This is a genomic window from Stenotrophomonas sp. 80084_Sma, assembly GCF_056481995.1.
The window spans coordinates 2,455,691-2,476,758 of record NZ_CM151177.1 but is presented as its reverse complement, the minus strand read 5'-3'; the positions used below and the strand labels follow the sequence as shown (position 1 = coordinate 2,476,758).

Here is a 21,068-nt window from a genome sequence, read left to right as displayed (position 1 = left end):
TGGTTCCAGCACTGCACTCATCAACAGATGCGGGCTATGGACAATCAGGGCATCCACTGCAGTGCAGGTTGTACTCAACGGGCTCGGCGGTGATTCCAGACGCATCCTTCAAGGTAATCCGCTCCCTCCAGGTCAACGGGGGAGGGGGAATGACGGGAGGCGGGTAGAGCACGATGGGGTAGAAGCAGGCCCATGTGTAGTTGAGCGGGGAGGGCATCTTGTCCGGCAACGTTTCCGTGGCGGGTTCGCAGGGCCCGCTCGGGCACACGGGGCGCTCCAGCGTCAACTCTATCGGGAACTTCGGAACTCCCTTGTACGCAACCGGAACGGAAAATGGCCTGAAATAATTTTCAGTGCGATCTGCGATGCCGGTAACTTCAAAGGCCTCCGTCAATACGGAAACACCAAGTGCTGAAACCCGCTCGATGGGCATGTAGAACAGGTCGTTCTCAAATCCCGTGTCTTCACCGCCCCGGCCGTGAATGACGCCGAGGGCCGCATTGTTCGAAAAGACCGGCCCACCGCTGTCACCTTCGACGCTGAGAGGACCTGGAGAAAGGTTGCGTGCACGGATGTACCTGCCTATGGCCCCATTATGATTGGACCTTGAATTCATATCCTCAATGGTCCCGCATGCGTAGTGGCCATGAATTCCACTCTTGCAGATCACATCCCCCACATGCGTCGAACTGGAGGGGAGCGTGCTGGTTATTTCGAGCGTCTGCGACGGACCATTGATCAGGGAGATTTCATTTGTCTGCGCGTGGCGCGGGCCCCTGGGCGGCTCTTTATGCCACTGGACATCGTAGTCGCCTACGTTCTGCTCGCTCTGGAAAACGAGAGGCGCGGCAATGCCCTGATAGGTCAGCGTATTGTCACAGTGACCGGCCGTGAGGACGCCAAGCTCACGATCTGCGTCGAAGACGTTGAAGCCAGTAGTGCAACTGAAGGCAGTACCGGTCAACTTATGGCCGCCGGAGATTGCGGTAGTGACAGTAAAGCCTTTCACTTGCTTGATCGCCATGAAATCGATAGCGCCCAGCAATGGTCGGAGTGCGCGTCTAGCGGCCGCTTCATCCTTCACGTAAAAGGTCACAATGGACCGCTTGATATCAACGCCCGACTCGAACCCAACCTTCTTTGCGAGAAGCTGGGCCTCTGCCTCGGCTTGGGTCGCCAAGAGCATCTCGAGCGATTGAGCGGAAGTGCGGCCGGTAAATACAGGATCCTGCGTGTACTTTGCCAAGGTCTCTTTCGGCCTATTCGTGAACAGCACTACGATCTTGAATTCTGGCTCATGCTCAACGTACAAGCCACCAAACGTATCCGGCTCAGATGCCTGAATCCTGGCTTCCAGACCTGCCGCAGAGATCGATTTCATCGACCTGTATTTTGCTTCGGCCTCAGATACATTGAACGTTCGCGAGTAGGTGTGTGCCGTGGGGTTGCCAGTTATCGGCTGGCCGTGCAGGGAGAATGCGAACGCACCGAGGGCGGACAATGTCAGGGCACGCATGGATAGCTTCGTGCGCAGACTAATCATGGCTGCTCCTTTGCCTGACGCATCAAATGAATCGTCATGAGTGGGCCCGTACAGGCAGCCGGAATAGACGCAGCAAGACTCGAACGGAGCAGTTCACTTCCATGCCCCCCTCCGAATGATGCGGCGGTTCCGAATTCCATTATTTTCCCCGATCGGATGCTCTGCACGCCTACGGGAACGCCGCCCTTCATGGCCAGCGAGTAATCGTGAGGCCATGCTGCAAGATATGCCGTGCCACCTGGGTCCACGAAGTAGACACAGCCATTGATTGGCCTCAGTACCCCCCTGAGCAGTCCAGTTGCAAGGACCGCACTTTGCGCAGGCGAGAGCGTGACAAGTACCAGTGATCGGGCCTCCCTGGCGCTCGCCGACGGGGTCGCGGATGCGCCGCAGGTGGTCATCAGAAAAAGTAGAGCCGCAAGCGTTGCTGAAGAGCTGCCAGAGACCATGCACATCCCCACCTCCATGTCACAACCGATTGATGGTCCGCCTGGAAATCAATCGCATTATCAGCAATTAGGTTGCAGCGGACTTGAAGGTATTGACTTTCCCCGCCGTTAACTGTGACCACTTTCACGAACGCGTATTTTCAGCTTACCCGCTCCCTCCCTGTAAAGCAGAGTTATTGTGTGAAGGAGGGGGAGGATTATTGTCGGGGGCCGAGGTTCTGGCATGGCCATTTCCACGCCCTTGCAGCCGGGCCCGGATGAAATTCTGCACCGCCCGAATCCACGCGGCGACGGCTCTGACCGGGAACGGACACGCGGCAGGGCAGAAACACGCTTATGTGGGACGGGCTCCGGCGCATTGCCGGAGCCCCTGTTGCTTACTTTTCCTGCAGGAAGCTCAGCAGATCCTGGTTGACCTTGTCCTTGTGGGTGTCGGTCAGGCCGTGCGGCGCGCCCGGGTAAACAATCAGCCTGGCGCCCTTGATCAGCTTCGCCGACTGGCGGCCGGAGATATCGATCGGCACGATCTGATCGTCGTCACCGTGAATGACCAGCGTCGGCACATCAAACTTCTTCAGGTCGGCGCGGAAATCGGTGGCCGAGAATGCAGCGATCGAATCGTACGTGTTCTTGTGGCCACCCTGCATGCCCTGCGCCCACCAGGCATCGATCAGGCCCTGCGATACCTTCGCGCCCGGGCGGTTGAAGCCGTAGAACGGGCCCGACGGGATGTCCTTGTACAGCTGCGCGCGGTTGTCCATCTGCGCCTTGCGGATGCCATCGAACACTTCGATCGGCAGGCCATTGGGGTTGTCGGCGGTCTTCAGCATCAACGGCGGCACCGAGCTGATCAGCACCGCCTTCTTCACCCGGCCGGTGCCATGGCGGCCGATGTAGCGCGCCACTTCGCCGCCGCCCGTGGAGAAGCCCACCAGGGTGACATCATGCAGGTCGAGCGTGTTGATCACCGTGGCCAAGTCATCGGCATAGTGATCCATGTCGTTGCCATCCCAAGGCTGGCTGGAACGGCCGTGGCCACGACGGTCATGGGCAATGACGCGGTAGCCGTGGTTGGCCAGGAAGATCATCTGCGATTCCCAGCTGTCCGAGTTCAGCGGCCAGCCGTGGCTGAAGGTAACGACCGGGCCGTCCTTCGGGCCCCAGTCCTTGTAGTAGAGCTGCACGCCATCGGCGGTGGTGAGATAGCTGGCGGTGCGCGCGATGCTGGTGACTGCCGCCGGCTTGGCCGGTTCGGCGGCCTGCGCGGACAGGCCGGCCTGGACCGACAGGGCGAGGGTGGCAATGGCCAAGGTGCGGGCGAAGGTTTTCATGCGGGGCGTCTCATGGGTGGGTGGTGAGACGTACTTTGCGGCCGAGATCGGGCGCCTGGATGATGACATGTACGAATTTCTTGATAGATCGTCCTGAGCGAGCTCGCCCGCGCGAGAGGTCGCCGCGCCGCCCGTTGACAAGGTAGAACGCGCGTTCTACCTTGGCGCCGTGAACACAACCACCGAAACCCAGCAGAAGATCCTGGCCACGGCCGAGGCGCTGATCTACCAGAACGGAATCCACGCCACCGGCATGGACCTGCTGGTGAAGACCTCCGGCGTTGCCCGGAAGAGCATCTACCGTCACTTCGAAAACAAGGACCAGGTAGCCGCTGCGGCATTGAACGCGCGCGACGTGCGCTGGCTCACCTGGTTCCAGCAGGAGTGCAACAAGGCCGACACCGCAGAAGCACGCATCCTGAGCATGTTCACCGTGCTCAAGGACTGGTTCCAGTCCGACGGCTATCGCGGCTGTGCCTTCATCAACACCGCAGGCGAGGTCGGCGACCCCGACGATCCGATTCGCCACATCGCCAAACATCACAAGCAGAAGTTGCTGGATTACACGCTGGAACTAACCACGCAACTGCATATCCAGCAGCCGGAAGCACTGGCGCGGCAGCTGCTGGTTCTCATGGAAGGCGCCATCACCGTCTCGCGCGTGATGGGCGACTACACCGCCGCAGACACTGCAAGGAATGTTGCAGCAGTGTTGTTGGAGCAGGCCAGGCGCTGACGCCCGAGCCATCAAAACCCGTCGAAGCACCCCGTTCATCCACTTGATTGGAGGTCCCACCGTGTCCATTGAAGCACCCCGTCCGCCACTTCCCCCGTTCACCCGTGAATCGGCCATCGAGAAGGTTCGTCTTGCCGAAGACGGCTGGAACACCCGCGATGCCGACAAGGTTTCGCTGGCCTATTCGCTGGACACCGAGTGGCGCAATCGTGCCGAGTTCACCCATGGCCGCGAGGAAGCGCGGCAGTTCCTGGCCCGCAAGTGGAACAAGGAGCTTGAGTACCGACTGATCAAGGAGCTATGGGCCTTCACCGACAATCGTATTGCCGTGCGCTACGCCTATGAGTGGCATGACGACTCCGGCAACTGGTTCCGTTCCTATGGAAACGAGAACTGGGAATTCGGTGCGGATGGCCTGATGCAACGCCGGTTCTCGAGCATCAACGACATGCCGATCAAGGAAAGCGACCGCAAGTTCCACTGGCCGCTGGGGCGCCGCCCCGATGATCATCCGGGGCTGTCTGATCTGGGTATGTGATTCGCATTGCTTCCCGGAATGCAACATCACGTCCCCCTCCACGGGCCTACCGCAGCAACGGTGTGCTGCCTAGCCTGATCGCACACGGCACAAGCCGTGTTCCGGGCCCACCGCTTGCGCAGTGGCCCGTCTTCCCATGAACCCTGCAGCGTTGGCCTGCCAGGCATCCGTGCCCTGGCAACGCCACGCCCTGCGCCGTGGGAAAGCGCCCGGAATCGTTCGCGCCAGCCTTGCATCGCTGCCCGCCCAATGCCCCTACGTGGAGATCCCTCATGTTCAGTCTGGAAAACACCGCCGCGCCCATTGCCCCCGCCCTCGATGAACTGGTGCCCTCGCGCTACGCCCTGAAGGTGGGCGACGTCGAAGTGCTGGTGATCAGCGATGGCGTCCTGCCGTTGCCCACCCAGATGCTCGGCCACAACGTACCGGCCGCCGACCGTGCCGAATGGTTCGAAGAGATGTACCTGCCGCAGGATGCGTTCGACTGGGCATTGAACGTGATGGTGGTGCACAGTGATGATCGCACCATCCTCATCGATGCCGGCCTGGGCATGGACCCGGACCTGCAGCTGCCGCGCGCCGGCCAGTTGATCCGCCGCCTCGGTGCCGCCGGTATCAACCTGGGCGAAATCACCGATGTGGTGATCACCCACATGCACATGGACCACGTCGGCGGGCTGCTGGTTGAAGGCGTGAAGGAACAGCTGCGCCCTGACCTGAAGATCCACGTGGCCGCGGCGGAGGTGGAGTTCTGGAAGTCGCCGGACTTCAGCCGCACCAACATGCCGCAGGGGTTCCCCGATGCGCTGCGCGCCACGGCCAAGCACTTCTGGGCCGAGTACAGCAGCTACGTGCACACCTTCCAGGACGAACAGCAGATCGCGCCGGGCGTGACGGCCCACCGCACCGGTGGGCATACCCCGGGCCACTGCGTGGTGCGCGTAGCGTCTGCCGGGCAGGCCCTGACGTTCGCCGGTGACGCGGTGTTCGCGGTTGGCTTCGACCAACCGAACTGGCACAACGGCTTCGAGCACGACCCGGAGGAATCCGCGCGCGTCCGCATCGCCCTGCTGAAGGAACTGGCAGGCACCGGCGAAATGCTGGTGGCCACGCATCTTCCGTTCCCGTCAGTGGGCCGGGTGTCGCTGGAGGGCGAGACCTTCCGCTGGGTGCCGGTGTTCTGGGACTTCTGATCGGGTCCTGCGGCCATTGCACAGGCAGACGTTAACGATCGGGGCGCATCGGCGCCCCGGTCGAATCCCGCAAGAACGAGGTCGCAATGGATGCGATCCACGCGGGGCGCGGATCTACTGGATGGAGGTGGGCAGTGCCAGCCGCTGCAGCTTGTGCGGGTTGCGCTGCACCAGGATCTGCGTGATCCGTTCTCCATCGGTCTCGAAGGCCATCGCCGCTTCCAGCTCGCCATCGAAATAGCGCAGCAGTCCCAGCCGTCCGTTGAGCATGGCCGGCACCATCCGCAATTGCGCGCTGCGCCGCAGGTGCGGGGCATACAGCAGCTGGGCAATGCGTGCGCCCCCGACCATCGGTTTGGGGAAGCTGGTGACGATGCCGCCGCCGTCACCCACCAGCTCGGCCGACTCGGCCATCAGCGCCTTCATCGTGCGGAAATCGCCACTGGATGCGGCCTCGGCGAAACGGCGCAGCAATTTCTGGTGCACGTCCTGCGGGACGTTGTAGCGCGGGCGCTCCTGCCTGAGCTGCAGCCGTGCACGATGCACAATCTGCCGGCAGGCGGCTTCTGTCTTGTCCAGGGTGCGCGCGACAACCGCGTAGTCCTGATCGAACACGTCGTGCAGCAGGAAGGCCGCACGCGCATCCGGCGCCAACCGTTCGAGCACGCTGAGGAAGGCGACCGACAGATCGCTGGCGGTTTCCAGTACATATTCAGGGGTGCTGGTGTCATCGGTCAGCAGCGGCTCGGGCAACCACATGCCGACATAATGTTCGCGCGTATGCCGTGCCAGGCGCAGGCCATCAATGGCGCGACGGGTGGTAGTGGCGACCAGCCAGGCTTCGGGATTCTCGATCTGTGACTGATCGGCGCCATGCCAGCGCAGCCAGACGTCCTGCACCACGTCCTCGGCTTCGTGCGAAGACCCGAGCATGCGGTAGGCCACGCCGAACAGGCGCGGGCGGAGGCGGGAGAACAGCGCAGTGGAATCGTCCATGCCAGCGTAGACGGGACAGGTCCCCGGATTGTGACATCCGGGGACCTGTCGTTGGTGCCAGCGCCGGACGTGCGATCAGTGCGGCGGCAGAACCGCCGGCTTGCCGATGTCCTTGATCAGGAACACCACGAACTTCGCCGGCTCGGTAGCGCTGGCGTTACGACCTACAGTGTGCAGATCGGCCGGGCCTTCATGGAAGGCCTCACCCGGGCCGAGGGTGACTTCCTTGCCGCCGGCCACGCCCATCACGATCCGTCCTTCCAGGACGTAGACGAAGCCATGGGCATCGTGGCGATGCACCGGATCGGCGCCACCCGGTGGGTATTCCACGGTAAGGATCAGCGCTTCCTTGCCGGGCTGCTCCGGCAGGGCGCGGGCCATCACCTCGTGCACCAGGGGCTCGGGCGCAGCAGGGGGCGGGGAGGCGGCAGCGCTGCACAGTGGCAGCAGCGCAAGCAGGGCCAGAACAGAACGACGCATGGCAGGTCTCCAGTGCGGTAGGGGAGGGCCGCTGCATGGGGCAGCGGCGGATCGATCAGGCCAGGCCGGCCTTGTCCAGGCCAAAGGCCGCGTCCAGGGTGCCGGGCGTAGTACGGAAGGCGACGTTGGCGCGGTTCCATGCGTTGATCGCCATCACCGCATGGGTCAGGTCGACGATCTCCTGCTCGGACAGCTGGCCGCGCACGCGCGTGTACAGTTCGTCGGGCACACCCTGCGCCGACAGCTGGGTCAGCACCTCGGTCCAGGCCAGGCAGGCGCGCTCGCGCGGGCTGAACAGCGTCGATTCACGCCATGCCGCCAGGTGATGCAGGCGCAGTGGGCGCTCGCCGCGCAGGGTGGCCTCCTTCACGTGCATGTCCAGGCAGAAGCCGCAGCCGTTGAGCTGCGATGCACGGATGTTGACCAGATCGATGATGGCCGCTTCGATCGAGGCGGTATGGGCGGCATGCGAGTACAGGCCGAGCTTCTTGAACAGTTCGGGGGATTGCGCGGCGTAATCCAGACGTGCGGTCATGGCGTGTTCCTGTAGCGAGTGAAGGACACAGCGAGGCTAGGCCTGCGCCCGCACTACCGGTAGGCCGGGGCCGGGCCGCATGCTGTTGCATGAAAAACACCAATGGCCTGTCACAGCGGCCAATGCTCGGCCGTCTGCCGGGCATGGACACCGCATCGCACCTGCGCACCGCATTCCGCCCTGCCAGCGAACAGGTCTGGCAGACCTTCCTGGCCGCACTGCGTGAATTGCCGCCCGATGCACGTGCGGTGCTGTTGCTGCACGACGTGCTGGGCGCCGGGTTCGAGGACATCGTGCCCCTGCTGGGGCTCGACCTTTCCGCGTGCAGGCAGCGCCTGGCGCTGGCGCGGAACCACCTGCATGCACAACGTGCCCGCCTGGAGCCAGGCCGCCCATGAACGCCCCACAGCCCAGCCCGGCCAGCGACGGCCACGATGCGCTCAATGCATCCTTCTCCACCAGCTACGCCGGCGTGCTGGCCTTCATTGCAGTGGCGGCCGAGGGCAGCTTCGCGCGCGCGGCCGATCGCCTCGGCATCGGCCGTTCGGCCGTCAGCCGCAGCGTGCAGAAGCTGGAAAACCAGCTGGGCGTGCGGTTGTTCCTGCGCACCACGCGCTCGACCACGCTGACCCGCGAAGGCGAGCTGTTCCTGGAAGGCTGCAACCCGGGCGTGAACTGCATCCTGCAGGCGCTGGAGGAAATGCGCGACCTGCGCGAGGGCCCGCCGCGCGGGCACCTGCGCATCAGTGCCAGCCACGGCTTCGGCCGACGGGTAATCGCCCCCTTGCTGGCCGCCTTCCGCGCCGAGTACCCGCAGGTCTCGGTAGAACTGCTGCTGGACGAGCAGGCCCCCGACCTGGCCGGTGACCGCATCGACGTAGCGTTTCGCGATGGCCTGCTGGAAGACAGCCAGGTAATCGCCAAGCAGCTGGTGCCGATGCAGCTGGTGGTGTGCGCATCACCGGAGTACACACAGGTGCATGGTCTACCGGCGTCGTTGGATGCGCTGTCCACGCATGCCTGCATCGGGCGGCGCCTGCCGGGTGGACGCATGCAGCCCTGGGAATTCCGGGTCGACGGCACCGATGTGCACCTGCAGCCGCCGGCCCCACTTGTGTTCAACGATGCCGACCTGGCCCTGCAGGCCGTCATCGACGGGTTGGGCATCGCCCAGCTGCCCAGCTATCAGGTGCGTGAAGCGCTGTGGGCGGGCAGGGTGGTGACCTGCCTGGACCGGCATGCGCCGCTCGATCGCGGCCACTACCTGTGCTACCTCAGCCGCCGCCAGCTTCCCAAGCGCGTGCGGGCCTTCATCGACTTCAGCACGCAGCGGGTGCGCGCGCTCGAACTGGATGTGATCTCGCACTGGGAAGCACGCCAGCGGGCCACCCCCATCAAGCCAGGCGCACAGCCCGCCTGGGCCTGAACGCATTGGTGCGTGCCGGGCAACAGTGCGCGCCCCAGCGCGGACCTACTGCCCCGCACCCCCGCTGCCTACGATTCCAGCATGCCCGGCCACAGCCGGTCGCCCCTTCTACATTCCAGGAGACACGTCATGAAATTCCTCGTCATCGGTGGTACCGGCCGCATCGGCAGCAAGGTGGTGGAGCGCCTGCGCACCGCCGGGCATGACATCGTGGTGGCCGCGCCCTCCACCGGCGTGGATGTCCTGACCGGTGAAGGCCTGGACGCCGCCATGGACGGCGTCGACGTGGTGGTGGACCTCGCCAACTCGCCCTCGTTCGAAGATGCAGCAGTGCTTTCGTTCTTCGTGACCGCTGGCCACAACATCCTGACCGCCGCCGCCCGTGCCGGCGTACGCCACCACGTTGCGCTTTCCGTCGTAGGCACCGACAAGCTTGCGGCCAGCGGCTACTTCCGCGGCAAAATCGCGCAGGAGCGCCTGATCCGCGATTCTGGCCTGCCGTACACCATCATCCATTCCACGCAGTTCTTCGAGTTCCTGCCGGGCATCATCCAGTCCGCCGGCAATGGGGCGACCGTGCGGTTGCCCGCCGCCGACGTACAGCCGATTGCCGCCGAGGATGTTGCCGAAGCGGTGGCACGCATCGCGCAGCAGCCACCCCGCAATGGCGTGGTGGAAATTGCAGGCCCCCAGCGCGCCGCGATGACAGATATGGCCAGGCAGTATCTGCAGCGGACCGGCGACCCGCGGCAGGTCGTGCCAGATGCCGAGGCCCTGTATTTCGGCGCGCCGCTGCAGATCGATACGCTGGTGCCGGTGGGGCAGGCGTGGCTGGGGCAGGTCGGCTTCGAAACCTGGCTGCAGCAGTCCGGCCTGTTGCAGCGTCAGCCCGCCTGAGCGGCGAATCGATAGCCTGCCAATGATCGAGCTGAAGCCACCTTCGCCCGCCATGCTGGACCGCTACCAGGGCGACGACGTGCAGCCGCTGTACACCGGCCGCGTGCGGGTGAACGGCGGCCAGGCCCAGCACGGGCGCGCGTCCGGCGTGGTGCTATCGGACGACGGTGCACTGGCAGTGGACCTGCGCCTGCCGCCGGAACTCGGTGGGCCCGGCGGTGGCTCCAATCCCGAGCAGCTATTGGCCGCAAGCTACGCCGGCTGCTTCCACGGCGCCATGGTGCTGGTGGCCGCGCGTGCCGGCCTGCTGCTGCACAACCCCAGCGTCGAAGTGGCGGTCACCTTCGCCCGTGATCCGGCGGATGGGCAGTACCTGCTGTCGGCCGAGATCGTGGTCCATCTTCCTGGCATGGATGCGAACCTGGCCCGCGAACTGGTCCGCAACACCGAACGCGTCTGCCCGTACGCCAAGATGTTCCATCGAGGCATCAGCCATGTAGTGCATGTTCGGGTCGGCGTAGAGCCTGGCGCAGCTCAGGCCTGCAGCGACGCGGGTGGCGCATGTCCCAGCACGTGATCGCATTCGACCAGGCGCGCGTTGCTGACAGCCTGCCGCTCACCACAGCCTGCGCAGGCAAGGAGCGTCCCTCCAGGCATGCCTTCCAGTTGAGGCACCTTCAGATGGGTGATGTGCCGGCACCGGTTGCATCGAATGCTGATCGCATTCACATGTTCCAGATGGCCCTGCTCGTCGCGGGCAGCGTCGAGGTCGAGAACGTAGAAGAAGCCTGTATCGGGCATTGCGGCATACCTGGAGATTTCGCGCATGGTGCACTGCGCATCGCCTCCATCTTGTGATGACGGCCCATATTCAGCGTCATGCGAAACTGAACTGTTGTGTATTTCTTCGACACCTCACATTGACACACGCCCCTTGCTGCTAGGGTCGTGTCTCATCAAGGAGGTGCACAATGCCCATCAGGGCGGTGGTATATGCAAGCGGTGCCGGCAAGGGCATCGCGGGCGACAGGCTGGGCTTGCCCAGCGGCAAGCTGGACTGGATCGTGGACGACGCAGCCCGCTTCAATCGCAATGCCGGGGTTACCGGCGTGCTCCTGTTCGATGGCGAGCGCTTCCTGCAGTATCTGGAGGGGCCGGAGGACGGACTGTCGGTAGCGTACTCACGTGTGCTGGGCGCCAGCAGCCACAATGGCATCGTTGAGCTGCAACGGGGCAGGGTGGGACAACGCCGCTTACCCTTCTGGCCGATGAGGTGGCTGCCTGTTGAGCCGCAGGAACTGCGGCGGTTGGCACACGCCGACTGGACCCGCTTCAATCAGCGAGGCGATGCCGGCAATGTCAACTCAACCGCCATGGATCTCCTGGTGGGGCTTGTAGAGCCCTACGCCATCGCCGCTTGAGTTGCCCTTTCTCTGCTCCCACCTGTACAACCGGGAGCCGCAGTTCAGAACTGGCTCTTGATCGCAGCAATCAGCTGCGTGAAGCGATAGGGCTTGGAAAGGAACTGGACGTTGTCCGGCAATACAGGCAGCTGCGAGCGGCTATAGCCCGATGCCAGCAGGATGCGGGCGTCGGGCTGGACGGCGGCGGCTTCCGAGGCCACATCCAGGCCAGACACGCCTTCTGGCATGCTGTAATCAGTCACGACAATAGAGAACCGAGCGCTGCCGCGCAGGCATTGGATCGCTTCAACGCCATTGCGGGCGGTGGTCACCGCGAAGCCCTGGGCGGCAAGTGCATCCACAACGATCTCGCGAAGATCATCCTCGTCGTCGACAAATAGTACTGAAAGAGGCATTGGCTACTCGGCGACAGGGTAGTAGAGGGCGACAGAGGTTCCTGAGCCAGGCGTGCTGTCTACGCGGATGAAACCGCCCGATTGGCTGGTGAAGCCGAAGACCTGGCTGAGTCCCAACCCGCTGCCGCGTCCGACGGTTTTCGTGGTGAAGAAAGGCTCGAATACTCGTGCCTGATCGTCCGGCGCAATCCCTTGGCCGTTGTCCTCAACGGTTATGCAGAGGAACCTGCCAGGTTCCTGGTGTGGGCCATCAGGATGACGTTCTGTCTGTAAACGCACTGTAATCTTGATGTAGCCGCCGCGCGGCATTGCGTCACGGCTATTGCACACCAGGTTGAGAATGGCGGAGTCCAACTGACCACGGTCGAGGCTGACGGACGGAAGATCGCCCGCAACGTCGAGCTCGACTGCAACCGCATCGCCGGCGGAACGTTGCAGCATGTCGTGCATGTCACGTATCGCCTTGCCGACATCGAACCGTTCTGGCGCCAGTTCATGGCCTCGACCAAACGTCAGCAACTGCCGAGTCAGCAGAGCGCCACGTTCTACCGACCTCAGGGCCGTGCGGATGTACTTGTCAGAAAGCTCGCCGTGAGGCTGCGCGGCGATCAGATCCAGGCAGTTGGTGACGACGCTGAGCAGGTTGTTGAAGTCATGCGCAAGGCCCAGGGTCAGCTTGCCGATGGCCTCCATCTTCTGCGCCTGCAACAGCTCTTGCTGGGCACTTCTCAGCTGCTCCTGGGCAAGGTAGCGCTCGGTTACATCCCGCGTGATCTTTGCGAAGCCGACGAGTACGCCGTCCACCCTCACCGGGTCGATGACCACGCTGGCATGAAAGCGCAAGCCGTCCTTCCGAAGCCGCCAACCTTCGCCTGCGTAGCGACCTTCATTCGCGGCAATGGCAAGGTTGCGTGCCGGGACGTCGGCAGCAATGTCTTCGGGCGTATAGAACCTGGCGTAGTTGGTGCCGACCACCTCTTCCTTTCGGTAGCCCTTGATGCGCTCTCCGCCTGGGTTCCAGGTACGGATGACCCCGCGAGGGTCGAGCATGTAGATCGCGTAATCAGTGACGGAATTGACCAGAAGTCCAAATTGCTGCGACTCGTCGCCCAGATCGCCCGTGGGATGTGGAGTCATAGGGCACCCTCCTTCGGGCTGATCAAGCTATGCTTCTATTTGTTAGCTGTTTGTGAAAGTGAAGGCGGACCTCTCATGTCGGCGGATGGTTCATCCAAGCCGCCTGCCACACACCTCGGCTACGATGGGCGCCATCGGCATTGAGCCGTGGGGCGGGGGACGCAATGGACATGCAGACAGGGGGCGGATTCGATCCGCCAAACCAGACCAAGCAACAAGAACTGACCTTCCACTGGCTCTACCAGCGGGTGCAGGGGCTGGTTGAGCACAGCATCTACCCGAAAGCGGGCAGGGTGGAGACGTGGGCGTTTCGCGTTGGTTGGGTCGCCGCCGCTGTCGGCATTCTGTGCAGCCAGCTTCCGGATCGATGGCTGCCATCGAGTGTCACGCTGGTGATCGTGCGCGCGTGCCTGGCAACGGAGATTGCGGGCTTCCTAGTGGGGGTCATCTTCGCGGCCGGACGCGGAATCCGCCAGTTCACTCAGCCACGGCTATCGCATTCGAAGGAAATGGATTTCGAGTTTTCGCGCTGGCACACGGTCGTCACCGAGCTGCGCAGCTTCCCCAGGATCGAGCGCGAGCGCCGTCTCAAGTATATCAGCCACCTACGCAACAGCATGATCGAACGCATGGGGTTGATGTACGGAGGAATGCAGCGCCTTGGGCCATTCCCGCTGTTGATCGCGCTCTATCTGCAGTTCCGTGGCTGGAAATGGGGGGACTGGGCTGGCGCTTTTGACGTTGGCATAGTGAGCGCATTCCTGATCTATATGCTGGTCCTTCTCTACCTTGCAGGCTGGATGCTGATCGGGCTGCGCACCCGCCTGGACACTTACGTGGCCTTGCTGGAAGGCTCCATTCACGAACCCGAGCCGCCGCAGCCCGCGCCGCTGTAGCGTCGAGCCATGCTCGACTACGGCACACCACATCGCGCCCCATCAGGCACATCGCCAGCGAGAACCTGCAGCATCCGGTCCATCAGAACAGGCTCCGGCACTCCAGCCAGCACCTGTTCCAGATAATCCAATGGCTCCAACTGCCATTGGAGGATTGCCCGCAGCTGCAGAACTGCGGGCGCCCGTTGCTCCGCGTCCAGCGAGACCCGCAACAGCGGATGTTGCGAGCGCCGCTCCAGCCACAGCACTGGTATGCCTCGGCAATGAACCTGGAACTCGGCATCTCGATGCCGCTCGACGAACTGGAAGCCCTGTCGTGGCCGAGACTCCACGAACTGCATCGCTTGGCGGCGCAGTTGTGAGAATCGATCGTCGTTGATGCTTTGGAACCCGACAGGCGAGGGCACCGGTGGCGCCGGCCACTGCGTCTGTGCCGCAACTACCGCCACAAGACAGAGCGCGGTGGCGGCCCAGCGATGCCGCGTCACTCAGCCGTCCGGGCGTACCAGTGTGCTGGCGTGCGCCACCAGGCCCAGCCCCGCCATGATCAGGCCCTCCATGACGCGCGGGCCGACGTACTGTTCCAGTTCGCCGTTCTCGCGGGCACGCTGTGCGGCCAACAGGATTTCCAGCACCACCCGAAGGCCGGCCAAGGAGCAATCGGTGTCCGCCAGGGCGATGCGTCGGCCGGGCATCTGATGGCGCTCAGGCCAGGGCTGGCCATCGGACGCTGCGCCGGAGCCGATGCTGTGCAGCAGGGCGATGAGCGTGTTCGGATCCAGTCCGGGGCCGTTGGCGGGCGCGTCGTAGATCGGGTGCGGGGCAGGGGAGTGGGGGTGGGTCATGGCTGGGCTCCTTGCGTGCAGGCAGAAGCCGCCACCGATAAAGGTGGCGGACGGTGCATGGTTCGAAACCCCGTGTGTGGATGACCGGGCAGGCGCAAGGCCTCCACGCACCGCCCGCCAGAGCTGGCCGACGGATTGCCAGCCGACACCGCGCGTAGCGGTGCCGGCTGGCAAGTGCGAGCAACATCCACACAACCGGGGTTTCGAATCCCGACCACCGATGCACGGTGGCACGGCAAGGAATACGCGGACCTATGCGTGATGCCAATGCAGTAAGGCCGATGCCGACACGACTTTCAACATTTTCAGAATCGTTGCATACCGCGCAATGACACTGGAGCCTTGCGCTGCAATGCTATCGGCGATGTCGGTGGTGCAGGCCTGCGGACTGTCGGCATCCGCACGCAGGGATCACGAGCGAGTCGGATGCGACAGGATTGCCAAAGGCTGCCAGGCGTCAGTAGCCCTTCAACGCGGCCTTGGTCCGCTCCAGCCATGCGGCATTGTGGCTGCGTGCGTGGCGCGACCAGTGTTGGGCATCGTCGATGATGCTGGCGAACAGGCTGCGGGCCTGCTCACGGTCGGCGGGCTGCGGTTGCGCCATCAGCCACTCGGCGTACAGGCAGCGGGCGGCCGCATCATTTCCACATTCCACGGCGCGCTCGAACGCGGCGCGGGTGCCAGGTGCCTGTGCAGCAGCCAGCGCCTGCGCATGGAGCAGGGTCTGTTCCGGCTTGCGACGCACATCCGGATGGCGGCCGAACAGGCCGTCCAGCGTCTCAACTGCAAGCGCGGCGTGCCCGGACTCGAGGCGAGCACGCGCCAGGCCGGTCAGAATGTAGGGATCGTCGCCCAGTGGCGAGCTGGCCGCCTGCTCAAGCAGGGTTCTGGCTTCCTCCGCCTGGCCTGCATCCAGTAGCGTCATGCCAAGACGAACCCGGTTCTGCACGGTGGGCGTTCGCGACAGATCAGCGCGTGCGTTACGCAGGTCCTGGCCCGGGTCAATGAGCTGCTTGGCGGAGCGGATTGCCTGCCGCGCGCCGCGCGAGTTGCGGGCTTCCGGGAAGTAGATCGCAAGGAAGTAGACGACGCTGCCCAGCAGCGGGAACGAGAAGAGCAGGATGAGCCAATAGAGGCTCTGGCCCGAGCGGATGGCGTGCACCGCGAAGTAGATGGCTGCTAGTACGTGGAGTCCGATTCCGATATAGGGCATGTGTGCCGCCTCGTCCTTGTGGGGGTTGGCACTATAGTGGGAGAGGGGTGGGGCGCCAATGGGATAGGGTGATCGGGCGTGACGCGTCACGTTAATGGAGTGGGTTCTGCAGGGCGGAGCGCTGCATGTCACTATGTGGCGCGGATGAGTGGGCTCACAGCTAGCAGGGATGATCAGAGTTGCCTGACGGCAGGCGCCACAAGGCGCGGCCGCCAGGGCCATTTCGAATCGACTACGACGTCTTTCAAGGCGTAGCAATTGTCATGCGCCGATCCAGCGTTTGAGGGAGCTCAAACAAGGGCTTTGCCTGCCGATACCCTGTCAGGGCTGCAAGTGACGAAGTGGGCGATTGCGCGTGCCCCGCAGCGCTTGACTCGCACGTCAGTGGCCGCTGCATCAGAGAGGGCGTGGAAGGAGAATCGCATGCAACTTTACAAAACAAGAGCTGCCATTCGGCTTGCCGAGCGAGCTGTGATTGGACGGACTTGGCTCTGGGAAGAGGATGGAGTGCCGCCGGATAGCCGGTTGATAGCTCTCGCAGAAGAGCTCCTGGTCGCGCCATGGCTTGTCCAGGCAGGCCTCAAGGTGATCTGGCAGCGGCTTGTCTGGATGGCCGCGCTGACTTCGATCGTCGCATGCGCCTTTTGGTTCATTGAACCGACTTTTCGTCAGGAAATGGTAGTTGCGTCGTTCATTGTCGGCGCAACATGTGTCTACTTCGGCCTGCCAAGCAGAACCATTTTCTCTGGATTGTCAGCTAAGTCGGTTGCCAGTCTGACAAAACAGCTAAACAGCCTAAGCGAGTCGTTAGCCGAGTTGGATGGACTTGAAAGAGGCGTGCAACTAATAAAGGTTCAATCCGTAGACAGACTGGGCCGTTTCAATGTCTTCGCCGGGATTCTCTGGGCGGCGTTCTTTTGGTTCGTTGGATCACGACTTTTATCCCCCAGTGTAAGCACTGAGGTATTCCGGGAAAGCGCAGTCCCGGCAGTGTTCGGTGGTGCAGTTTTTTTTGCTCTTATGAGCGTGTCGGCCGCATATGCAGTAGCTGTGCGAATTGTATTTCTTGCCTTAGACTTTGCACTTCTGGATGCAAAAGCCACCATGGCCGCCACTTCACCCGCAATCTCTAGGCCTGGGATGTCGGATACGCCGGGAAGCGGGCTGTAGAGTCCTACTCCCTCCACTCTGGCACTTACTCTGGGAGAAAGAACCAATGACAGATCGGCCAAGGAGGAGGTTTTCGGCAAGGTTGGCGACGCCACGAGAGCCCATTCTTGATGATGCTCCTGCATCACTTCGGCTCGGTTACATCAAAATTGTGCTTCCTCCTTATCTGGGCGAAGCGAATGCGCCTCGCCACTTTCGCAAGGAGCCCCTCGACACTTATGAAACACACGAGATTTTCCTAGCTCGGTGCAGAATTGATGCTGAGCCTCACGACTGGGCAGAGTCAAGTTCGTGGCAGGCGCTCACGAGTCACCTCAAACATTGCGAATGGTCGTTGTTCTTCGACTTCGTCGAGCTAATTGCTGAGCTTCTAATAGAAAAGGATGATTCGATTCCCTTCGACAGCGATGTTCAGTTCAGCGCATATCGGGCGCAAGTGAACATCCTGCTCGAGGAGGAAAGCATCGGCTGGCAAATGGATGCAGACGGTGAGTTGCGTCGCAAAACTCAAGCGATGAAGAGCGCGATTGTCGCAACAGACGCGGCGCTGAAGAAGCCCTACGCATTAGCGCGGCAGCACTACAAGCGCGGACTTGCCGCGCTTTTTAGCCACCCAATGGATGAGGCAACGGCGATAAGAGAGATCATCAGCGCTTTGGAAAGTGCTGCTAAGGTGATCGTGCCGAAAGCCAAGACGCTTGGAACCGCTGTCATCGAGCTGCGAAAAGATCCCAGATACAACCGTTGGGGCCTGGAAATCATTGAAAAGCTATACGCCTACTCCAACAATGCGGCGTTCGTCAGGCATGGGCAACGAAGCGGCGATGCACCGCATCGCACCGAAGCGGAGATGATTTTTCAGACAAGTCTGGCCATGATCTGCTACCTCATCGAGATGGCAGGGACGGAGGACCAGCAATAGGCTCGCCGCGGGGCGCGGCAGGAACAGTCCAGTAGCGATACATCTGATCCAGCATTGGGCGAGGTGGCGACCATGAAGGCGACCATGAATCTGATGACTACGGTGCTCCGTACGTTCGTCCAGGCCGCAAAGGAAACCCCGGCCGGATCCGCGTCAACGCAGGAAACAGGGCGTCTTATCCGGGGATTGGCGAAAACATGGGCGAGTTTCCGCGCCAAAAGGGGCGGGTTTCCTTGGGAACAGGGCGACTTATTCGCGGCAATCAATGTAGGCAAGCGCCAAGCCAGAGCCGCAGCCATTACCACGCCCGATACAACATTTCGCATAATGTATATTATGTTACGGGCAAGATCGCTACCCAAGAAGCCAGAGCCTCACCAGTCCTCAGTGTTGAGCGCTGCGAATTTGGGGCAGCTTGCGCGGCAACTTGTAGCAATTGATGCGCTGAGCTACGTGCAGTCCCAATGACTCGCTGTGATCTTGGTGCATCACCAATGGTGCGTCGCGAATCTGTTGCATCTCCAATGATGTTGCCAAGGCGTTGCAGCCACGCGCTTTCGAGAGCATCTAATTTGGGAGACGGCTATGACCGTCGGCTTCATTTCTGAGCTAGCTCAGCGGCTTGGACCCTCCAATTTTGAAGAGTCCAAGCGAACAATTCACTTGCTGGCTCCGGTGTCGCGGTCCCCGAGCCCCAACCACGTCAGAACCCCTTGGACTTCGGCGGTGTCAGTCAAGGCGCTGACTGATCCATTCCCATGTCGCCTTGCTGAGGTAGCCTTGGTACTCGCCACGGACAAGCTGGGATACAAAAATCCCGTCATTCTTATCGAGCTTCTGTTGAAGATCGGCAGATAGATCGTGAGCGCTCATATCCCCGGACACCCAGCGGACCGACTCCAGATCAGGATCTGCTACGTTCTGGTAGCGCTCCAGGTGCTTGAGGAACGCAGTCCTCTTTGCGTCGTAGTTGGCTTCTCGGTTCAAATTCCAGGTGACAACATAGACGGCCATTTCGATCCTTCGAGACTGACACCGAACGTGTCTCCGTGATCTTAGTAAGTGCGACATATACGGTTCCGATAAGATATATTTATCGGAACTCAGGCTATTTTTAATCCCTACTTTCAACCACTTATGAGCGACCTTCTTCCAGCTCTGACCACCGCGGCTCCTGCCAATCCGACTGTGGCGCAGCTCTCGCAGTCCTCGGCGGACGCGGTGCGCGAAGTCTTCGCCGAAGCGGCCTCGGCCAACACCACGCGCAGTTACGCCACCGCCTTGCGCTACTGGGCGGCCTGGTACCAAGGCCGCTACGGAGCGGTCATCGCCATGCCGGTCGACGCGTCTTGCGTGATCCAGTTCATCATCGATCATCTGGCCCGGCGCTCAGGCGATGCCCTGACCTGGGAGCTGCCGCCGACACTGGATGCGCTTTTGGTGGAAGGCAAATTCAAGCAGCGCCAAGGACCGCTCAAGCTGTCGACCATCGTCCACCGCGTTGCGGTGCTCTCCAGCGCCCATCAATTGCTCAAGCTGGCCAATCCCTGCGAAAGCAGCGAGGTTCGGCAGCTGCTGGCCAAGGGCCGTCGCGCCGCACATAAGCGCGGCGAGCGGCCGAGCAAGAAGACGGCGATCACTGCGACCGAATTGATGGCGATGATTGCGACCTGTGAGGACGATCTTGTTGGGAAACGTGATCGTGCCCTGCTCTACTTCGCCTTCGCCAGTGGTGGGCGCCGTCGGAGCGAGACGGCCCATGCCGTCTTGAGCAAGCTTGCGCCGATCGACGGCGGCTACCTCTACCACCTGGACGTCGGCAAAACGCTTCAGGAGGGCGTCAAAGCAGGCGGCTCGCCGGACAAGCCCTTGTTAGGTCCACCGGCCGAAGCGCTTCGCACCTGGATCGAAGCGGCTGGACTGCAGGAGGGTGCCCTCTTCCGCCAATTGACACGCGGGAAAGTTGGGGCCGGCTTGTCACCCAAGTCGGTGGCCACCATCATCCAGAATCGCGCCCGCGCTGCCGGATTGGTGGGGAGCTTTGGCGGTCACAGCCTACGATCGGGTTTCGTAACGGAAGGTGCTAGGCAAGGAATTGCCCTGCCAGCCATTATGGCAATGACCGATCACCGATCGGTGGTCAGTGTCATCGGCTACTATCAGGCCGGTGCGGCCGAAACGAATCCGGCGGCTCGAATGCTGGAAGCTGCCGCAAGGTCAAGTGCCGAGCGCCCCATAGGGCGGTATGGAGACACGACGAGCGCTGAGTCCTAGGCAATCGTGCGGTCAAACTAGTAGAAGTATCCTTTGATCGTCGCGGCTTCGCTGCGATCTATCACTGTCGGTCTCTGATGATCTCCCGTCGCAGTCGGCCCTCACGTCACGGAGATCGGGTGATCTGTGCCCGATGCTTGAGTCGGCCGTCTCCAGTAAATCGCGCGCGGCTACACCAAAGATCCTGCGATGCTTGGCGGTGCGAAAGGCAATGGCCACTCGACCCTGCCGTCCGATTTGCCGCTCTCGCATGGCAAGAAGAATCCCGTTTATGCGGTCATGGTCGAAGGTCCGGACGGCACCAGATTGCAAGCAGAAGCGGAGCTTCGTCTCGACCACTTTCGACCTGGCGGCTACAAACTGATTGCCTATCTCCCTAGACTCGATAAAGCTGATGTGCCCGTGATTAGCAAAGTCTGGAAGGTGTAAGTCGAGCCTCCGTTTCGGGCCGACAGCTGCCATGCTTCACCCCCGATAATTCCCCCTGCCCCCCCCCTTTGTTCCGTTGATGTCCGCCTGCGGCCACATGCGTCCGATCAGCTCCTACGGACAAATGTCAGCCATGGGCTGAACAGCCGTTCTCGCGTCCGTGCGAGTGACCGATGTGATCGACGACGGATATACTTCGATTCACAATGCCGCTCGATGCGGCGACGGCATACCCGCTG

Annotated in this window: 25 protein-coding genes; 14 read left to right on the top strand and 11 right to left on the bottom strand. The window is 62.2% G+C overall.

The genetic code is table 11. The features are described 5' to 3' along the window. Positions 1–34: 34 nt before the first annotated feature. On the bottom strand, positions 35–1,543 hold the full coding sequence (locus ACZK3W_RS11520) for a S1 family peptidase (RefSeq protein WP_197615155.1): 1,509 nt from the start codon (positions 1,541–1,543) through the stop codon (positions 35–37). Between the two features lie 826 nt (positions 1,544–2,369). Then, positions 2,370–3,323 (bottom strand): alpha/beta fold hydrolase, encoded by a 954-nt coding sequence (locus ACZK3W_RS11515; protein WP_197615154.1) that lies wholly within the window; start codon positions 3,321–3,323, stop codon positions 2,370–2,372. 169 nt (positions 3,324–3,492) lie between these two features. On the opposite strand from ACZK3W_RS11515, the gene ACZK3W_RS11510 reads away from it, so the two are divergent. The 3 genes from ACZK3W_RS11510 (at position 3,493) to ACZK3W_RS11500 (ending at position 5,790) form a co-directional block, all read left to right on the top strand. After that, entirely contained in the window at positions 3,493–4,059 is a 567-nt protein-coding gene (locus tag ACZK3W_RS11510) for a TetR/AcrR family transcriptional regulator (RefSeq protein ID WP_197615153.1), read from the top strand. Between the two features lie 61 nt (positions 4,060–4,120). Next, entirely contained in the window at positions 4,121–4,597 is a 477-nt protein-coding gene (locus ACZK3W_RS11505) for a nuclear transport factor 2 family protein (RefSeq protein ID WP_197615152.1), read from the top strand. A gap of 272 nt (positions 4,598–4,869) precedes the next feature. Next, entirely contained in the window at positions 4,870–5,790 is a 921-nt protein-coding gene (locus ACZK3W_RS11500) for an MBL fold metallo-hydrolase (protein WP_197615151.1), read from the top strand. 114 nt (positions 5,791–5,904) lie between these two features. Here ACZK3W_RS11500 and ACZK3W_RS11495 read toward each other — a convergent pair whose 3' ends face one another. From ACZK3W_RS11495 to ACZK3W_RS11485, 3 genes are all read right to left on the bottom strand, one after another. Next, positions 5,905–6,786, bottom strand: a complete 882-nt coding sequence (locus ACZK3W_RS11495; RefSeq protein ID WP_012511062.1) for an RNA polymerase sigma-70 factor — start codon at positions 6,784–6,786, stop codon at positions 5,905–5,907. Between the two features lie 75 nt (positions 6,787–6,861). Then, positions 6,862–7,266 carry a cupin domain-containing protein gene (locus ACZK3W_RS11490; RefSeq protein ID WP_197615149.1) on the bottom strand — a complete coding sequence of 135 codons (405 nt, stop codon included), beginning with the start codon at positions 7,264–7,266 and terminating at the stop codon, positions 6,862–6,864. 55 nt (positions 7,267–7,321) lie between these two features. Further along, positions 7,322–7,801: a carboxymuconolactone decarboxylase family protein gene (locus ACZK3W_RS11485; RefSeq protein ID WP_197615148.1), complete on the bottom strand. Its 480-nt coding sequence runs from the start codon at positions 7,799–7,801 to the stop codon at positions 7,322–7,324. Between the two features lie 89 nt (positions 7,802–7,890). On the opposite strand from ACZK3W_RS11485, the gene ACZK3W_RS11480 reads away from it, so the two are divergent. From ACZK3W_RS11480 to ACZK3W_RS11455, 6 genes are all read left to right on the top strand, one after another. Then, a complete protein-coding gene (locus tag ACZK3W_RS11480) occupies positions 7,891–8,199 on the top strand; it encodes a sigma factor-like helix-turn-helix DNA-binding protein (protein WP_012511059.1) in 309 nt (102 codons plus the stop codon). Further along, positions 8,196–9,227: a LysR family transcriptional regulator gene (locus ACZK3W_RS11475; protein WP_197615147.1), complete on the top strand. Its 1,032-nt coding sequence runs from the start codon at positions 8,196–8,198 to the stop codon at positions 9,225–9,227. Before ACZK3W_RS11480 ends, ACZK3W_RS11475 begins: the two co-directional genes overlap by 4 nt. A 129-nt stretch (positions 9,228–9,356) precedes the next feature. Continuing rightward, on the top strand, positions 9,357–10,124 hold the full coding sequence (locus tag ACZK3W_RS11470; RefSeq protein ID WP_197615146.1) for an SDR family oxidoreductase: 768 nt from the start codon (positions 9,357–9,359) through the stop codon (positions 10,122–10,124). 22 nt (positions 10,125–10,146) lie between these two features. Continuing rightward, positions 10,147–10,701: an OsmC family protein gene (locus ACZK3W_RS11465; protein ID WP_197615145.1), complete on the top strand. Its 555-nt coding sequence runs from the start codon at positions 10,147–10,149 to the stop codon at positions 10,699–10,701. After that, on the top strand, positions 10,686–10,982 hold the full coding sequence (locus ACZK3W_RS11460; protein ID WP_180837066.1) for a hypothetical protein: 297 nt from the start codon (positions 10,686–10,688) through the stop codon (positions 10,980–10,982). Before ACZK3W_RS11465 ends, ACZK3W_RS11460 begins: the two co-directional genes overlap by 16 nt. A 113-nt stretch (positions 10,983–11,095) precedes the next feature. After that, positions 11,096–11,545, top strand: a complete 450-nt coding sequence (locus tag ACZK3W_RS11455) for a BLUF domain-containing protein (protein WP_197615144.1) — start codon at positions 11,096–11,098, stop codon at positions 11,543–11,545. Positions 11,546–11,589: 44 nt separating this feature from the next. Here ACZK3W_RS11455 and ACZK3W_RS11450 read toward each other — a convergent pair whose 3' ends face one another. Continuing rightward, entirely contained in the window at positions 11,590–11,943 is a 354-nt protein-coding gene (locus ACZK3W_RS11450) for a response regulator (protein WP_087922597.1), read from the bottom strand. A 3-nt stretch (positions 11,944–11,946) separates the two neighbouring features. Then, positions 11,947–13,080 carry a PAS domain-containing sensor histidine kinase gene (locus ACZK3W_RS11445; RefSeq protein ID WP_197615143.1) on the bottom strand — a complete coding sequence of 378 codons (1,134 nt, stop codon included), beginning with the start codon at positions 13,078–13,080 and terminating at the stop codon, positions 11,947–11,949. Positions 13,081–13,244: 164 nt separating this feature from the next. On the opposite strand from ACZK3W_RS11445, the gene ACZK3W_RS11440 reads away from it, so the two are divergent. After that, positions 13,245–13,976: a hypothetical protein gene (locus tag ACZK3W_RS11440; RefSeq protein WP_197615142.1), complete on the top strand. Its 732-nt coding sequence runs from the start codon at positions 13,245–13,247 to the stop codon at positions 13,974–13,976. 17 nt (positions 13,977–13,993) lie between these two features. Here the strand turns inward: ACZK3W_RS11440 and ACZK3W_RS11435 are convergent, their stop codons facing one another. From ACZK3W_RS11435 to ACZK3W_RS11425, 3 genes are all read right to left on the bottom strand, one after another. Next, the gene (locus tag ACZK3W_RS11435; RefSeq protein WP_478449912.1) at positions 13,994–14,383 is read right to left on the bottom strand and encodes a hypothetical protein; all 390 of its coding nucleotides are present in this window, start codon (positions 14,381–14,383) and stop codon (positions 13,994–13,996) included. An 81-nt stretch (positions 14,384–14,464) separates the two neighbouring features. Beyond that, a complete protein-coding gene (locus ACZK3W_RS11430) occupies positions 14,465–14,821 on the bottom strand; it encodes a hypothetical protein (RefSeq protein WP_197615140.1) in 357 nt (118 codons plus the stop codon). 457 nt (positions 14,822–15,278) lie between these two features. Beyond that, positions 15,279–16,034 carry a tetratricopeptide repeat protein gene (locus ACZK3W_RS11425; RefSeq protein ID WP_197615139.1) on the bottom strand — a complete coding sequence of 252 codons (756 nt, stop codon included), beginning with the start codon at positions 16,032–16,034 and terminating at the stop codon, positions 15,279–15,281. A gap of 423 nt (positions 16,035–16,457) precedes the next feature. Here ACZK3W_RS11425 and ACZK3W_RS11420 point away from each other — a divergent pair, with 423 nt between their 5' ends. Next, the gene (locus ACZK3W_RS11420; RefSeq protein WP_197615138.1) at positions 16,458–17,204 is read left to right on the top strand and encodes a hypothetical protein; all 747 of its coding nucleotides are present in this window, start codon (positions 16,458–16,460) and stop codon (positions 17,202–17,204) included. Further along, positions 17,125–18,126: an AbiJ-NTD4 domain-containing protein gene (locus ACZK3W_RS11415; RefSeq protein WP_345780539.1), complete on the top strand. Its 1,002-nt coding sequence runs from the start codon at positions 17,125–17,127 to the stop codon at positions 18,124–18,126. Before ACZK3W_RS11420 ends, ACZK3W_RS11415 begins: the two co-directional genes overlap by 80 nt. Positions 18,127–18,855: 729 nt before the next feature. Here ACZK3W_RS11415 and ACZK3W_RS11410 read toward each other — a convergent pair. Beyond that, positions 18,856–19,140: a hypothetical protein gene (locus ACZK3W_RS11410; protein WP_017354460.1), complete on the bottom strand. Its 285-nt coding sequence runs from the start codon at positions 19,138–19,140 to the stop codon at positions 18,856–18,858. Between the two features lie 123 nt (positions 19,141–19,263). Between ACZK3W_RS11410 and ACZK3W_RS11405 the strand changes: the two genes are divergently transcribed. Further along, complete coding sequence (locus ACZK3W_RS11405; protein ID WP_017354461.1) at positions 19,264–20,400, top strand: site-specific integrase; 1,137 nt, start codon at positions 19,264–19,266, stop codon at positions 20,398–20,400. Between the two features lie 189 nt (positions 20,401–20,589). Then, positions 20,590–20,829 (top strand): hypothetical protein, encoded by a 240-nt coding sequence (locus tag ACZK3W_RS11400; protein WP_146027648.1) that lies wholly within the window; start codon positions 20,590–20,592, stop codon positions 20,827–20,829. Positions 20,830–21,068: the final 239 nt, after the last annotated feature.

Excerpts from the sequence above, each read along its gene's own strand:
- ACZK3W_RS11520 (WP_197615155.1), bottom strand. The coding sequence starts at position 1,543 with ATGATTAGTCTGCGCACGAAGCTATCCATGCGTGCCCTGACATTGTCC.
- ACZK3W_RS11415 (WP_345780539.1), top strand. The coding sequence starts at position 17,125 with ATGCAAAAGCCACCATGGCCGCCACTTCACCCGCAATCTCTAGGCCTG.
- ACZK3W_RS11450 (WP_087922597.1), bottom strand. The coding sequence starts at position 11,943 with ATGCCTCTTTCAGTACTATTTGTCGACGACGAGGATGATCTTCGCGAG.
- ACZK3W_RS11420 (WP_197615138.1), top strand. The coding sequence starts at position 16,458 with ATGCAACTTTACAAAACAAGAGCTGCCATTCGGCTTGCCGAGCGAGCT.
- ACZK3W_RS11500 (WP_197615151.1), top strand. The coding sequence starts at position 4,870 with ATGTTCAGTCTGGAAAACACCGCCGCGCCCATTGCCCCCGCCCTCGAT.
- ACZK3W_RS11490 (WP_197615149.1), bottom strand. The coding sequence starts at position 7,266 with ATGCGTCGTTCTGTTCTGGCCCTGCTTGCGCTGCTGCCACTGTGCAGC.
- ACZK3W_RS11445 (WP_197615143.1), bottom strand. The coding sequence starts at position 13,080 with ATGACTCCACATCCCACGGGCGATCTGGGCGACGAGTCGCAGCAATTT.
- ACZK3W_RS11485 (WP_197615148.1), bottom strand. The coding sequence starts at position 7,801 with ATGACCGCACGTCTGGATTACGCCGCGCAATCCCCCGAACTGTTCAAG.
- ACZK3W_RS11480 (WP_012511059.1), top strand. The coding sequence starts at position 7,891 with ATGAAAAACACCAATGGCCTGTCACAGCGGCCAATGCTCGGCCGTCTG.
- ACZK3W_RS11470 (WP_197615146.1), top strand. The coding sequence starts at position 9,357 with ATGAAATTCCTCGTCATCGGTGGTACCGGCCGCATCGGCAGCAAGGTG.
- ACZK3W_RS11495 (WP_012511062.1), bottom strand. The coding sequence starts at position 6,786 with ATGGACGATTCCACTGCGCTGTTCTCCCGCCTCCGCCCGCGCCTGTTC.
- ACZK3W_RS11425 (WP_197615139.1), bottom strand. The coding sequence starts at position 16,034 with ATGCCCTATATCGGAATCGGACTCCACGTACTAGCAGCCATCTACTTC.
- ACZK3W_RS11475 (WP_197615147.1), top strand. The coding sequence starts at position 8,196 with ATGAACGCCCCACAGCCCAGCCCGGCCAGCGACGGCCACGATGCGCTC.
- ACZK3W_RS11410 (WP_017354460.1), bottom strand. The coding sequence starts at position 19,140 with ATGGCCGTCTATGTTGTCACCTGGAATTTGAACCGAGAAGCCAACTAC.
- ACZK3W_RS11440 (WP_197615142.1), top strand. The coding sequence starts at position 13,245 with ATGGACATGCAGACAGGGGGCGGATTCGATCCGCCAAACCAGACCAAG.
- ACZK3W_RS11400 (WP_146027648.1), top strand. The coding sequence starts at position 20,590 with ATGCTTGGCGGTGCGAAAGGCAATGGCCACTCGACCCTGCCGTCCGAT.
- ACZK3W_RS11455 (WP_197615144.1), top strand. The coding sequence starts at position 11,096 with ATGCCCATCAGGGCGGTGGTATATGCAAGCGGTGCCGGCAAGGGCATC.
- ACZK3W_RS11460 (WP_180837066.1), top strand. The coding sequence starts at position 10,686 with ATGTCCCAGCACGTGATCGCATTCGACCAGGCGCGCGTTGCTGACAGC.
- ACZK3W_RS11465 (WP_197615145.1), top strand. The coding sequence starts at position 10,147 with ATGATCGAGCTGAAGCCACCTTCGCCCGCCATGCTGGACCGCTACCAG.
- ACZK3W_RS11430 (WP_197615140.1), bottom strand. The coding sequence starts at position 14,821 with ATGACCCACCCCCACTCCCCTGCCCCGCACCCGATCTACGACGCGCCC.
- ACZK3W_RS11515 (WP_197615154.1), bottom strand. The coding sequence starts at position 3,323 with ATGAAAACCTTCGCCCGCACCTTGGCCATTGCCACCCTCGCCCTGTCG.
- ACZK3W_RS11405 (WP_017354461.1), top strand. The coding sequence starts at position 19,264 with ATGAGCGACCTTCTTCCAGCTCTGACCACCGCGGCTCCTGCCAATCCG.